At 39.0% G+C, this 13,227-nt stretch carries 12 protein-coding genes and 3 tRNA genes; 9 read left to right on the top strand and 6 right to left on the bottom strand.

Features of this window, described 5'->3' with window-relative positions:
- Positions 1-56 precede the first annotated feature (56 nt).
- Both menB and LQZ75_RS04910 read left to right on the top strand, forming a co-directional pair.
- Entirely contained in the window at positions 57-878 is an 822-nt protein-coding gene (gene menB, locus LQZ75_RS04915) for a 1,4-dihydroxy-2-naphthoyl-CoA synthase (RefSeq protein ID WP_168721909.1), read from the top strand.
- Positions 879-896: 18 nt separating this feature from the next.
- On the top strand, positions 897-2,333 hold the full coding sequence (locus LQZ75_RS04910; protein WP_230096719.1) for an o-succinylbenzoate--CoA ligase: 1,437 nt from the start codon (positions 897-899) through the stop codon (positions 2,331-2,333).
- Positions 2,334-2,465: 132 nt separating this feature from the next.
- Here the strand turns inward: LQZ75_RS04910 and LQZ75_RS04905 are convergent, their stop codons facing one another.
- Positions 2,466-2,987, bottom strand: coding sequence for a GNAT family N-acetyltransferase (locus tag LQZ75_RS04905; RefSeq protein ID WP_230096718.1), 522 nt, complete (start codon positions 2,985-2,987; stop codon positions 2,466-2,468).
- Positions 2,988-3,066: 79 nt separating this feature from the next.
- Entirely contained in the window at positions 3,067-4,551 is a 1,485-nt protein-coding gene (locus LQZ75_RS04900; RefSeq protein ID WP_230096717.1) for an amidase, read from the bottom strand.
- Between the two features lie 240 nt (positions 4,552-4,791).
- On the opposite strand from LQZ75_RS04900, the gene LQZ75_RS04895 reads away from it, so the two are divergent.
- A complete protein-coding gene (locus LQZ75_RS04895; protein WP_230096716.1) occupies positions 4,792-5,835 on the top strand; it encodes a 2,3-butanediol dehydrogenase in 1,044 nt (347 codons plus the stop codon).
- A gap of 33 nt (positions 5,836-5,868) precedes the next feature.
- Here the strand turns inward: LQZ75_RS04895 and LQZ75_RS04890 are convergent, their stop codons facing one another.
- Positions 5,869-6,528 carry a metal-dependent transcriptional regulator gene (locus LQZ75_RS04890; RefSeq protein WP_230096715.1) on the bottom strand — a complete coding sequence of 220 codons (660 nt, stop codon included), beginning with the start codon at positions 6,526-6,528 and terminating at the stop codon, positions 5,869-5,871.
- Positions 6,529-6,800: 272 nt separating this feature from the next.
- Here LQZ75_RS04890 and LQZ75_RS04885 point away from each other — a divergent pair, with 272 nt between their 5' ends.
- From LQZ75_RS04885 to LQZ75_RS04865, 5 genes are all read left to right on the top strand, one after another.
- Positions 6,801-7,715 (top strand): LCP family protein, encoded by a 915-nt coding sequence (locus LQZ75_RS04885; protein ID WP_230096714.1) that lies wholly within the window; start codon positions 6,801-6,803, stop codon positions 7,713-7,715.
- 77 nt (positions 7,716-7,792) lie between these two features.
- Positions 7,793-8,809 (top strand): alpha/beta hydrolase, encoded by a 1,017-nt coding sequence (locus LQZ75_RS04880; RefSeq protein WP_230096713.1) that lies wholly within the window; start codon positions 7,793-7,795, stop codon positions 8,807-8,809.
- Positions 8,810-8,816: 7 nt separating this feature from the next.
- Positions 8,817-9,698, top strand: coding sequence for a GNAT family N-acetyltransferase (locus LQZ75_RS04875; protein ID WP_230096712.1), 882 nt, complete (start codon positions 8,817-8,819; stop codon positions 9,696-9,698).
- A gap of 88 nt (positions 9,699-9,786) precedes the next feature.
- Complete coding sequence (locus tag LQZ75_RS04870) at positions 9,787-11,412, top strand: ABC-F family ATP-binding cassette domain-containing protein (RefSeq protein WP_230096711.1); 1,626 nt, start codon at positions 9,787-9,789, stop codon at positions 11,410-11,412.
- An 81-nt stretch (positions 11,413-11,493) separates the two neighbouring features.
- Positions 11,494-11,850, top strand: coding sequence for an arsenate reductase family protein (locus tag LQZ75_RS04865; RefSeq protein ID WP_230096710.1), 357 nt, complete (start codon positions 11,494-11,496; stop codon positions 11,848-11,850).
- Between the two features lie 94 nt (positions 11,851-11,944).
- On the opposite strand, the gene LQZ75_RS04860 is transcribed toward LQZ75_RS04865, so the two are convergent.
- The 3 genes from LQZ75_RS04860 to LQZ75_RS04850 form a co-directional block, all read right to left on the bottom strand.
- A tRNA-Lys gene (locus LQZ75_RS04860) sits at positions 11,945-12,017 on the bottom strand.
- Positions 12,018-12,052: 35 nt separating this feature from the next.
- Positions 12,053-12,125, bottom strand: a tRNA-Lys gene (locus tag LQZ75_RS04855).
- 35 nt (positions 12,126-12,160) lie between these two features.
- Positions 12,161-12,233 (bottom strand) — tRNA-Lys (locus tag LQZ75_RS04850).
- A 266-nt stretch (positions 12,234-12,499) separates the two neighbouring features.
- Here LQZ75_RS04850 and yycF point away from each other — a divergent pair.
- Positions 12,500-13,213, top strand: coding sequence for a response regulator YycF (gene yycF, locus LQZ75_RS04845; protein ID WP_230096709.1), 714 nt, complete (start codon positions 12,500-12,502; stop codon positions 13,211-13,213).
- Positions 13,214-13,227 lie beyond the last annotated feature (14 nt).

The raw sequence follows: 13,227 nt of genomic DNA, 5'->3' as shown, positions 1-13,227 counted from the left end.
AAGTTACACTCCTGTAGTAGTTTTATATATTTATTGTACGTGAAAGGATAAGAAAAATGGAAACACGTAAATGGGAAACTGTTAAAGAATATTCAGAAATTTTATTTGAACGGACGGGGGCCATTGCTAAATTAACAATGAACCGCCCAGAACGCCACAATGCGTTTACACCAGTAACTATTGCCGAATTAATTGAAGCCTTCTCAATTTGTCGTGATGATGCAACCATCGGAACAATCATTCTTACTGGAGCTGGTGATAAAGCCTTTAGTTCTGGTGGTGACCAAGGAGTTCGTGGTAACGGTGGATACGTTGGTCCCGATGATATTGCCCGTTTGAACGTGCTTGATTTACAACGCCTAATTCGGATTATTCCTAAGCCAGTTGTTGCAATGGTTAAAGGCTGGTCAGTTGGTGGTGGGAACATCTTACAATTAGTTTGTGACTTAACTGTGGCTGCTGATAACGCAATGTTTGGTCAAACTGGACCAAAGGTTGGTAGTTTTGATGCGGGTTACGGTTCAGGTTACTTAGCGCGTGTCGTTGGGCATAAGCGGGCTAAGGAAGTTTGGTTCTTAAATCACTTCTACACGGCTGAAGAAGCTTTAGCAATGAACTGGATTAACCGTGTTGTACCATTGGCCGAAGTGGAAACAGCTACATTAGAATGGTGTGATGAAATGCTTACTAAATCACCAACAGCACTTCGTTTCATTAAAGCAGCCATGAATGCTGATACTGATGGTTTAGCTGGTCTTCAACAATTCGCTGGGGATGCAACAATGCTTTACTACACAAGTGACGAAGCCAAAGAAGGTCGGGATGCATTTAATGAAAAACGGACGCCAGACTTTTCTAAGTTCCCTAAATTTCCATAAACAACTGGAGGCAATTAATTGCAAAATTGGTTAACAAAACAGGTGAGTTTAAATCCTGAGCGAATCGCTTTAACAGTCGCAAATCAAAGTTGGACGTTTACAGCTTTACAAACGGCAGTGATTAAAATTGCTGGTCAGGTGGCTGCTTTAATCGGTACTAAAAACCAACGCATTGCAATTTTAGCTAAAAACACGCCGGCTAGTTACATGACTATTATGGCAGTGCAACAGTTGGGATTACAACCAGTCCTTTTAAATTTTCGCTTGGCTAATAATGAGCTACAACGTCAGTTACAGGATGCTGGGGTAGCAACGTTGTTAGTTGACGATGACTTAAGTCGTAACTTTACGGAATGGTCTAAGTTAACCGGCAATACGTATTTATTATCACAATTGCATGCCCACCAAGCAATTGAAATTACACCCGTAGCAGAATTTACTGAGGATGATGTGGCGTCAATTATGTATACATCAGGTACGACGGGTAATCCACATGGTGTTTTGCAAACGTATCAGAATCACTTCTATTCAGCCATTGGCTCGGCATTGAATCTTGGCTTACAAGCTCATGATCGATGGCTATGTGCCGTACCATTGTTTCATATCAGTGGCCTATCGATTATGATGCGTAGCTTAATTTATGGCATGGGTGTTGATTTAGTAGCACACTTTGATGATGTGGCGATTACTAAACGTCTGACAACTGAACCGATTGCCATTATGTCAGTTGTACCAACGATGTTAAAGCGTTTGTTAGCAGTCGCCCCAAGTGCGGGGTATAACGATAACTTTCGGTGCTTTTTACTAGGGGGTGGGCCAATTGACCCAGTGACATTGAGTCGTTGTGAGCAACAAAATATTGCTGTAATTCAATCATATGGGATGACTGAAACTGCCTCACAGATTGTGGCATTAAACTTTGATGATGCTCGTGCTAAGATTGGTTCAGTTGGGAAGCCACTTTTTTCAGTACAGTTACGTTTAGCTAACCCCGAGCAAGGAATTGGTGAGATTGAAATTAAGGCGCCAAATTTAACGAGGGGCTATTTAAATCAAGCCGCAAATTTTGCCCGTAAAATTACTAATGATGGTTGGTATAAAACGGGTGATTTAGGTTATTTAGATGCAGAAGGTTTTTTATTTATTAAAGGCCGGCAAGATGATATGTTTATTTCAGGTGGAGAAAATATTTTCCCTGATGAAGTGGAACATGCTTATAGTCAATATCCAGGTATACGAGATATTGCAGTAGTAGGTAAATCCAACAGTGACTGGGGGATGATTCCAGTGGCATTTGTAATTAGTGATGATTCACTAGATATACAAGCGTTACAAGAATTTGGTCGAAATCATTTAGCACATTATAAAGTGCCAGTTGAGTTTATACCCGTAAACGATTTCCCAACAACTGCTAGTGGTAAAATCCAACGTCACAAATTACGAGAATTAGTATAGAAATACAAAAAGCAGGCTGCGTAAGTTAATACGCAACCTGCTTTTTTAATGGTTATTGAAACTGTTTCATGTGAAACATCTTTAGTAGGGTGTTTCAAACTTAGGCATATTTTAACCATTCGCTAAGTAAGTTTAGATAACTTTTTCATAAACAAAGCACTTATCTTCAGGGTGATAAATACCAGTTAAGTTACCAACTTTTTCAAAGCCGAGCTTAGTTGTGATGATCCGTTGCATGGCTAAATTATCGACATGTGTGTCAACACGAAGACTCTTGATTTCAGGATGGTCGGTAATAATATGCTCAATTACTTGTGTGAAAAGCTTTGTTGCATAACCATTACCTGCATGATCAGAGTGGATAGCCAAGCGGTGGATTGTTAAATAAGCATCGGTATCGATAAGCCAAGCGCCATCCATACTGTCGTAAACATGATCAGGTGCTGGTTGCACCGTAACAGTTCCAACAGTTTCATGCGTGTCATCATTGAACACATAAGCGTTTCCAGCGGCGATATCTGCTTTCACTTGGTCAACATTAGGGTAGTCACCTTGCCATTGGTTAATCCCTGCTTCGGCGAGTTGTGCACGACCATCTTGTAAGACAGTTAATAAAGTAGTGAAGTCAGTAGTAGTTGCTTGTTTAAAATACATAAATAGCCTCCAAAAGGTAATTTTTAGGTTACAGGTTCAAGTTTAACTTTTTAGAAGGTAAATGTAAAATCGAATATTATTAAATATTGTTTGAATATAATAAATTAAATTGATTTTCGCACTCAAAAAGTTGCCCAATTTGCAATAATAAATCTTCACGACCTTTACGGGCTGTAAATTGAATGCCAAGAGGAAGCCCATTTGGGGCTATCGCAGTTGGCAGGCTGATTGCGGGTTGCCCAGTTAAATTGGCTTGTTGGGTAAAGGGTGTTAGGGCTAAGCTATCAGCAAAAAATTCGGATACCAAATCCAAGCGAGCTTGCTTATTAAGGTTAGTTACATGCAACATTTTATCAATAGTAGCACTAGACATTAATGGTTGGCCAGTAATTTTGGGGGCGGTTGTGGCAGTTGTTGGGGTCAAAAATAAATCATATTTTTGTAAAAACTTATCCATGATAAAACTGGCATGATCCCAGGTAGCTAGGGTTGTACTGTAATCCACTGCTGTTAATGGAAGACCAGCTTGATAAATACTCCAAGTAGTTAATTCCATGTCATCGATGGTCAATGGCCGGTTAAGACTAGCTTCAATATTAGCAAACATTGTAGCCGTTTCACCACCATTAACAATATAATAACTTTCCATCATGGTCGGACCATCAAGGGGATTGTCAATTTCAACGGTCGTAATTCCGTGATGCTTTAAAAAATCAACAGCAGTTAAAACGGCTGTAATTGCAGCATCACTTACCGGTGTATTAACCGGTGACTTGAGGCTATAAGCAACGCTGAAATTAGCTGGCAATTTGGTAGTTAAAATGTTACTAAAACCTGCCGTGAAAAGTGGGGTGCTAAATGGGGCGGCTGGTTGGTATGTTTGAAGACAATCAAGTAAATTAGCTGTGTCTTTAATTGAGCGCGTAAGGCCAAAACTAATCGATGCACCTTGCCAACCACGCCAACCATTAGGGCCAACTGGTGTCCGGCCACGAGTTGGTTTTAGTCCAATAAGCCCACTAAAAGATGCCGGAATGCGAATTGAACCACCACCATCACTGGCGGTAGCAATACTAACAAAATCAGCAGCTACGGCACTAGCAGCTCCCCCGGATGAACCACCCGAGTAATAAGCAGGGTTCCAAGGATTACGGGTGGGGCCTGTGAGCATCGGATCGGTAATGTTTTTAAAACCAAATTCAGGAGTATTTGTGTTGCCCAGAATAATAAAGCCAGCATTAATAATCGCTTGGACAAAGTTGTCCGTTGTTTGGGCAATGTTATTTTTGAATAACTTAGAACCAGAAGTACTAGCAAGGCCCGTCAAATCTTGCCCAAGATCTTTAAGTAAGATAGGGACACCGGCAAAGGGCCGCTTACTAGCTATCCGATCGTAAGCCCGTGCTTCATTGAGGGCTGCTTGGGTCCTTAAATGCGTCACAGCATTCAAAGTCTTATTAGTGGCGTTAATCTTGGCTAATGCTTGTTCAACTAGTTCGAAACTAGTGACTTGGTGTGTTTTGATTAGTGTGGCTAACGTTGTTGCATCATAAGCTAATTTCATCGAAGACATCCTCCATATTTATGGCCAGTCTAACGTGATAGCTGCAGAAAAGCAATGCATTTTGTGAATTGTTGTAAGCGTTTTCTAAAGAAAGAATAACTTATAAATAACTAGTGGTTAAAGAGTGTTTTTAATTTTGTGAAGTAGTATTATGAAAGCATAAGAGTTGACTGTGTGAAGCGGCTAATCCTTAGGATAGTTTCTAAAAATTTAACGTAATTTGAAAAGAGGTATTTAATCATGAAGGCTGCTGTATGGCATGGTGTTAAAGATGTTCGAGTTGAAGACGTGGAATTGAAACCCTTAAAGGATGATGAAGTTGTCGTGCGGGTTGCTTGGGCCGGAATCTGTGGTTCAGATTTGCACGAATACTTGGAAGGGCCTGTCTTCATTCCAGTTGATGCACCAGAAGAATTAACTGGTGGCCATGCGCCATTGACAATGGGGCATGAATTTTCAGGAGTTATTGACAAAATTGGGGCGAATGTAACTGACTGGAAAGTTGGTGATCACGTATCAATCAACCCGACTGTAACACACGAAGTTCGCCCAGATGGCGACGATGTGTACGATGGCTACGCCTTTATCGGTTTGAGCACAGATGGTGGTTTTACTTCATTTGTAAACGTACCTGCTAAAAACTTGCTCCACTTGCCAGAAGACTTCCCATTGGACTTGGCTGCAACTATCGAACCAACAGCCGTTGCCGTGCAAGCGGTTAAAGAAGGTGGCTTGAAGTTTGGTGAAACTGTGGCGATTTTTGGGGCTGGACCAATCGGTGTGTTAGTGGCTGCAGCTGCTAAAGCGGCTGGTGCAACTAAAATTATTGCCGTTGATTTATCTGAAGTTCGGTTACAAAAAGCGCTTGAAATGGGTGCCACTGATGTTATCAACCCAGCTGAAGTTAACGCAATTGAAAAGATTCATGAACTTGTACCTGGTGGCGTCGATGTATCGTTTGAAGTTGCTGGTGTGCAACCAACATTTACACAAGCCATTGATGCTACTAAGGCACGGGGGACATTGGTTATCGTTTCAATCTTTGCCCACCCAATTCAATTTGATCCAATGCAATTGATGAATGCCGGTGTAAAACTTACGACTACGATTGCTTACTCTAAGAAGACTTTCCAACAAACAGTTGACTTGGTAACTAGTGGTCAAATCGATGTTAAACCAGTTATCACTAAGAAAATTGAACTTGATAAAATCGTTACGGATGGTTTTGATGCGCTAGTCGCTGATAAGTCACAAGCTAAGATTTTGGTTGATTTAACTAAATAAAAATTAAAAAATCCAACCTAACGGTTGGATTTTTTAATTTGTGTAAATATAATGCGCCGCATGGTCAGAAATTTGAATTTGCTGGCCAGAACTTAGACTTTCAATGACGAGTGGTCCAGAAAAGGGCATTCGGCCAATAAATTTCCAAGTTGAATTAATTGTGACGCCCATCAGTTCAAGATACTCAAGTAATTCGACATCTTCGTTAGCTCCAATAATTGTAAATTCGGTACCATCGGGTAAGGTATTTAGAATACGATGTGGCGGAATTTCCCAATTATAGTTAGCATCCGGGATAGGTAAGCCATGTGGACATGTTGTAGGATGGTTTAAGAAATCATCTAACGCAGTTAAAAGAATCTCGTCGGCATGATGGTCAAAATGAATAGCATTTGCATACGCATGAGTTGACGAAAGATTCAATTTTTCGGAAAAGAAAACTTCCATTAGCCGATGAATACGAGTTAAACGTAATGCTAATTGTTGTCCCTTTGGTGTTAAGGTGACACCGTAGTAAGGTTCAACATCGACTTCACCACTTTCTTGAAGTTTAGCCATCATATTTGAAACTGATGATGGCGTTACGTGGAGATGTTCCGCGATTTGATTATTTGCGACTTGTTCGCGATTCTGGCCATATGTAAGTTCGAGAATCGTTTGAAGATAGATTGGTTTTGAAACTGAATCAGCCATGTCTAACCCTTCCTTATATTGATATGTGTTTTTGTTAAAAAAGATAATCAAATCAATTATTATTTTTACCTCTTAATTATATAATATTTTTAAGTGACTTATACATAATTACTAAAAAAACATAAAATTTTTTCAATAAAATCAACAAAAATGAAAAAAGCTTAAATAAATTTTATTTAATATTATAAAGTTTTTATTAAAATATAATTTCCATATCGTATAGACATAATGCTAAAATAAGCATAAATAAATTAGGAAGGTGGGGCTAATTAATGAAAAAGCAGCGAATTTGGAAAATAATAACGACTCTGGTGGTGATTGTTATTTTAGGAGTAGGGGGATTTTTGACATATTCTTATATCAAGACGCAAAATTTAGTTAATGACAGTTACAAAGATGCGCATAATAACCAATTACGTGATGCCAATGATCAGATTGCAAATGGTAAGCCCATTTCAGTTTTATTATTAGGAACTGATACCGGGGCGTTTAATCGTACTAAACGTGGTCGGACGGATACCTTAATTTTAGCAACGGTAAATCCAACGCAAAAGAAAACAACATTGATAAGTATCCCTCGTGATACGCGGACACCGATTGCGGGCTATCCACAATTAGGTCAAATTAAAATTAATGCTGCGTATGCATATGGTTCAACCGGAACGGCCATGAATACGGTTCAAAAATTAGTTGATAACCCAGTTGATTACTATGTATTGATTAACATGGGGGGATTGGAAAAGTTAATTAATAAAGTTGGTGGGGTGGATGTTAAATCGCCGTTGACATTTGATTTTGCGGGTTATCAGTTTAAAAAAGGGAAAACATACCATATGAATGGTAAAAAAGCGCTTGAATTTTCACGGATGCGTCATGAAGATCCACAAGGTGACTATGGGCGTCAAACACGCCAACGCTTAGTTATTATGGCGTTAATTAAAAAAGTTGCTAAGCCAACGACATTAGCAAATGATAAATTATTGGAAGAATTGAGTAAAAATGTCCAGACAAATTTAAAGTTTACGCAACTACGTGACATGGCATTAAACTATCGAGATGCTTCTAAGGATGTTGTCAGTGACCATTTACAGGGCCATGGCCAGATGATTGATGGACAATCATTTGAGGTTGTTTCGGAACAAGAACGTGACCGGGTAATTAAGTTAGTTAAAGATTCATTACATTAAATAGTGTATATTAAAAGTAGAAATCAAGATGGATGGCAATTCCATGATGATTTCTACTTTTTTTGAGGAGAATTAAAATGCGGATTTTAAAGCGAATTTTACAAACTTTAGCCATTATTATTACGGGGTTAATAATTGTGGTGGTGTTATTGTTGACGGTATCGCCAAAGCCGAGTGCAAGTTTTTTTGCCCGTGCATTTAATGGCACCGTTAAAATTACGAACAATAAGATGTATACCTTGAATCAACAAAATGTAAAAATGAGCTCAAACATTGATTATGGGCAACAAAAAGATGAAACAGCCGATATCTACCACCCTAAAACGGGGGCTAATAATAAAATTGTGGTCTGGATGCACGGTGGTGGCTTCATCGGTGGTGATAAGTCGGGAATGAAGGAATTTGCGACGGATTTAGTTGGTCAAACGAAAGTGACCTTTGTAGCGTTAAACTATACTGTGGCACCTGAAGGGAAGTATCCCACACAAGTTCAACAATTAGCCAAAGGACTTCAATTTGTCCAGAAACATGCGGCTGAATGGGGCCTTGACCCGAATAAAGTACAAATTATTCTTGGTGGAGATTCAGCGGGTGCCCAAATTGCCGCCCAATATGCCGCGTTAGCAACTAACCCAACGTATGCCAAGGACGTATCACAAGTTAACGTACCAGTTAAAAAACTTGCTGGGACCGTCCTCTATTGTGGACCATATGATTTTCAGTTAATCACGAAAGGTGACAAAGATAATAAAAATTGGTTGATGAAATGGTTTATGCATACGATTGGTTGGTCAATGACAGGCAAATTTTTCTGGAATAATAGTACTCTAGTGGCTCAAGGATCAATACCAAATAAAGTGACTAGTGCATTTCCAGCATCATATATTACTGATGGTAATCGCTTCACATTTGAATCATCAGGTAAGGAACTTGTTAGCCAATTGACACAGCATGGCGTACCAGTAACGTCACGTTTCTTTCCGGCAAACGAAGCAGTTAATCATGAATATCAATTTGATTTTGCTACCGATAAAGCACAAGTAACCTTTGCACAAACTGTCAAATTTATTAATGAATTACCACAAAAAAATTAGAGGCAAGATGGAATTTAAAGTAACCAATCGGTTAACCGCTGAGCAACAGGGTGCCGCGACTGAATTAATTAGCAACTGTCAGCAATACGACCAACTTTTTGATATGCCGTATTTAGCCAATACGTTTAATTTGTATCCGGATATGCCGGCATTTATTTTAGCGTATCAAGATCAAGACTTAATTGGGTTTGCTAGTCTATATGCGGCAACCGATTTTGATGTCAATGTAATGATATATGTGGCTCCAAGTCAGCGACGACAAGGAATTGGCCGTGGATTATTTGAACAAGCTAAAATAATTTGTCGTACTTATGGATATGTTGAAATGATTATTCAAACAGAACAACAGCAACTAGTTAAAATGCCATGGTTAGATGCTAAATTTAAGTTGCAACATGATACCGATATGGCCGAAACATTGATGCAATGGTGCATAAAAAATAGCGCCCAAAATAGGGAAGCAAAGTTAGCGATGGCGGTAACAGTTCGACAACTTACGCCTGATGATATTAACGTGTTAGCTCAAATTCATGCAGCTGGGTTTGATGATGAATTTGCAGAAGTAACCAATGACTTACAGGCAACTTTTGGCGATCCTAATTTAAAGGTGTACGTTTTTGAATTGAAGCAACAAATAATAGGGTCTGTGACAATTGAATTAGCAACGCCGACTACAGGATATTTATTTGGATATGTAATTAAAAAACAACTCCAAGGTAAAGGTTACGGCCAACAAGCATTAGCCCAAGTTATGCAGTTGATAGAAATTCAAGGATTAAAAACAATTAGTCTAGCCGTTGATAAAAAGAATGTCCGTGCGCAATATATCTATCAGAAGTATGGTTTTGTTTGCCAGACAACGTTAGAATATCTCGTAGGAATGGTTTAGAAAACCAAAGGAAGAAATATTATTTCCCACAAAGTGACTTTTCACTGCTATAATACTAGGGACAAGCTTTAAATAGGAGGAATGAGATTTGTTAACTGTTTCGAACGTTAGTGTCAGTTTTTCTGGCCGCAAATTATATGATGAAGTTAATCTTAAGTTTACTGCCGGTAACACATATGGTGTGATTGGTGCCAATGGGGCAGGTAAATCAACATTTTTAAAAGTTTTAGAAGGTAAGTTATCACCAACGACAGGTAATGTGTCAATGGGTGCCAACGAACGGATGAGTAGTTTGAACCAAGACCACTTTGCCTTTGATGAATTTGAAGTTTTAGACACGGTTATCCAAGGTCACCAACACTTGTATGACGTGATGAAGGAAAAAGATGCCATTTACATGAAGGAAGATTTCACTGATGCGGATGGTATCCGTGCCGGGGAATTAGAAGCGGAATTTGCTGAAATGGGTGGTTGGGAATCAGAATCTGAAGCCTCACAACTCTTGCAACAAATCGGGATTCCTGAAGATATGCACAATAAGAAGATGGCTGAATTAACGGAATCAGAAAAAGTTAAGGTCTTATTGGCACAAGCTTTATTTGGTTCACCTGACATCTTGGTTTTGGATGAACCAACTAATGGTTTGGATACCCACACAGTTACTTGGTTAGAAAACTTCTTAGCTGACTATCCAAATATTGTGATTGTTGTATCCCATGACCGTCACTTCTTGAACGCGGTTGCGACGATGATGCTTGATGTTGACTTCGGTAAAATTAAGCTCTTTGTTGGTAACTATGACTTCTGGAAGCAATCAAGTGAATTGGCTGCACGTTTGCAATCAAATGCTAATGCTAAAAAAGAAGAAAAAATCAAAGAATTGCAAGAATTCGTGGCACGTTTTAGTGCGAATGCTTCAAAAGCCAAGCAAGCTACTTCGCGTCAAAAGCAATTGGAAAAAATTACGCTTGATGATATTCAACCATCAACTCGTAAATACCCATGGATTAAGTTTGAAATGACTCGTGAAGTTGGGAATGACTTACTCCGTGTCGATAACGTTTCAAAAACAATTGATGGTGTGAAAATTTTGGACAACATTACGTTTGTTGCTAAGCCAGGTGAAAAAGTTGCCTTGCTAAGCCGCTCGGATGTTGCCACAACTACTTTGATGCAAATCCTTGCTGGTGAGTTAGAACCAGATAGTGGTACGGTAACTTGGGGTGTGACTACACAACGTTCATACATGTCAAAAGATATTAATGATAACTTTGACGACCCTAAAGCCGTTATTATTGACTGGTTACGTCAATTTGCTTCTAAGGAAGAAAGTGATAATACCTTCTTACGTGGAATGCTTGGTCGGATGTTATTCTCTGGGGATGATGTTACTAAAGAAATCAATGTCCTTTCAGGGGGAGAAAAAGTCCGGGTTATGTTATCAAAATTAATGTTGCTTAAAACCAACGTTCTTTTGATGGATGACCCAACTAACCACCTTGACTTGGAATCAATTACTTCATTGAATGAAGGGATGATTGATTACAAGGGTTCAATTATCTTCACATCACATGACCGTGAGTTTATTCAAACAATTGCGGATCATATCATTGAAGTTAGTGATAAGGGAATAGTTGAACGTGCCGAAACTACTTATGATGAATTTGTTGGTCACGACGAAGTTCAAAAACAAGTTGAAGCACTATACAATTAATTAAATTAAAAAAGCTAGCTGAATTTTCAGCTGGCTTTTTTAATTTGGTATAATAGGTGTACGATTTTAAGGAGGGTGAAAATGTTATTTATTTGTTATTCAAAATGTAGTACGTGTGCTAAAGCCCGGCAGTGGTTAGCTACTAACGGAATTGATTATCAAGAACGCGATATTAAAACACAAAACCCAACGAGTGCGGAATTAGCAACCTGGTACCATCAAAGCGGATTACCATTAAAACGGTTCTTTAATACTAGTGGTTTAGTTTATCGCGACCTTGGGCTTAAAGATAAATTACCCACGATGTCGGAAACAACGCAACTTGACTTATTGGCCACTGATGGCATGCTCGTTAAACGGCCGTTAGTTATTAATGATGATGGCCAAATCTTAGTCGGGTTTAAAGTGGCCGAATGGGAAAAATGTTTTAAAGGTTAATAGAGCACAAAAAAACCATCTGCTAATGCAGATGGTTTTTTTGAAATAAGGCCACGGTTACTTTAGTAACAACATGCACACTATATTTGACTTATGGACAGCCAGGGGATCGAACCCTGGACCCACGGATTAAGAGTCCGTTGCTCTGCCAGCTGAGCTAGCTGTCCGAAATATTGAATTATACAACCGATAATGGTTGGAATGGACAGCCAGGGGATCGAACCCTGGACCCACGGATTAAGAGTCCGTTGCTCTGCCAGCTGAGCTAGCTGTCCAAAATATTAAATTATGCAACCGATAATGGTTGAAATGGACAGCCAGGGGATCGAACCCTGGACCCACGGATTAAGAGTCCGTTGCTCTGCCAGCTGAGCTAGCTGTCCAAAATATCAAAAGTCGTTCATAACAACAAAAGATATAATATCACGAAAAACAAGTCAAAGCAAGTAAAAGTTGAAGATTTATTGGAAATGTTTTGTGAAAGGATTATTTTAAAACGATTGCAGAATCGTAACATCCATTATGAAAATACTTGCATTTGATGTTATATGTTATAATTAACCTAATTATAGACTCATGGGGAACAAATGCTTGTAATATTTTAATAAAACTGTGACAAGACCCCATAACACTGGAAGGACTATTTGTGATGAGTAAAATACTAGTTGTAGATGATGAACGCCCAATTTCCGATATTATAAAATTTACATTAACAAAAGAAAATTTTGATGTCGTAACTGCTTATGATGGTATTGAAGCATTAGCGATATTTGATGAAGAAAAGCCAGATTTAGTACTCCTGGATCAAATGCTACCAGAACTTGAAGGAAAAGAAGTATTACGGCAAATTCGTGCCAAATCAACGGTTCCGGTTATTATGGTTTCAGCTAAAGATTCTGAAATCGATAAGGTTGTGGGCCTTGAAATGGGGGCTGATGATTATGTTACTAAGCCATTTTCAAATAGTGAATTAGTAGCACGTGTTAAGGCAAATTTACGGCGTCAAGTAGCCGTACCTGCGGCAGTTGAAGAAGAAGAAACTAGTAGCTCTGATATTGTGATTGGGGATCTAGTAATTCATCCAGAGGCATATATTGTGTCTAAGCGTGGTGAAGATATCGAGTTAACACATCGTGAATTTGAATTGTTACATTACCTAGCCCAACATATTGGACAAGTTATGACCCGTGAACATTTATTACAAACGGTTTGGGGCTATGATTATTTTGGTGATGTTCGTACGGTTGATGTGACGGTCCGACGTTTACGTGAAAAAATTGAAGATAATCCTAGTCATCCAGTTTGGTTAGTAACCCGCCGAGGTGTAGGGTACTTTTTACGTAATAATGATAAAGAAGACTAAATAGAAGACACGGT

This window comes from Periweissella fabaria, assembly GCF_918814575.1.
Lineage (GTDB): Bacteria > Bacillota > Bacilli > Lactobacillales > Lactobacillaceae > Periweissella > Periweissella fabaria.
The sequence above is the reverse complement of the archived record's forward strand: the minus strand, read 5'-3'. Positions and strand labels throughout refer to the sequence as shown.

Coding starts and splice junctions, on each gene's coding strand:
- LQZ75_RS04905 (WP_230096718.1), bottom strand. CDS start 2,987: ATGTATTTTAAACAAGCAACTACTACTGACTTCACTACTTTATTAACT.
- LQZ75_RS04895 (WP_230096716.1), top strand. CDS start 4,792: ATGAAGGCTGCTGTATGGCATGGTGTTAAAGATGTTCGAGTTGAAGAC.
- LQZ75_RS04900 (WP_230096717.1), bottom strand. CDS start 4,551: ATGAAATTAGCTTATGATGCAACAACGTTAGCCACACTAATCAAAACA.
- yycF (WP_230096709.1), top strand. CDS start 12,500: ATGAGTAAAATACTAGTTGTAGATGATGAACGCCCAATTTCCGATATT.
- LQZ75_RS04880 (WP_230096713.1), top strand. CDS start 7,793: ATGCGGATTTTAAAGCGAATTTTACAAACTTTAGCCATTATTATTACG.
- menB (WP_168721909.1), top strand. CDS start 57: ATGGAAACACGTAAATGGGAAACTGTTAAAGAATATTCAGAAATTTTA.
- LQZ75_RS04890 (WP_230096715.1), bottom strand. CDS start 6,528: ATGGCTGATTCAGTTTCAAAACCAATCTATCTTCAAACGATTCTCGAA.
- LQZ75_RS04865 (WP_230096710.1), top strand. CDS start 11,494: ATGTTATTTATTTGTTATTCAAAATGTAGTACGTGTGCTAAAGCCCGG.
- LQZ75_RS04885 (WP_230096714.1), top strand. CDS start 6,801: ATGAAAAAGCAGCGAATTTGGAAAATAATAACGACTCTGGTGGTGATT.
- LQZ75_RS04875 (WP_230096712.1), top strand. CDS start 8,817: ATGGAATTTAAAGTAACCAATCGGTTAACCGCTGAGCAACAGGGTGCC.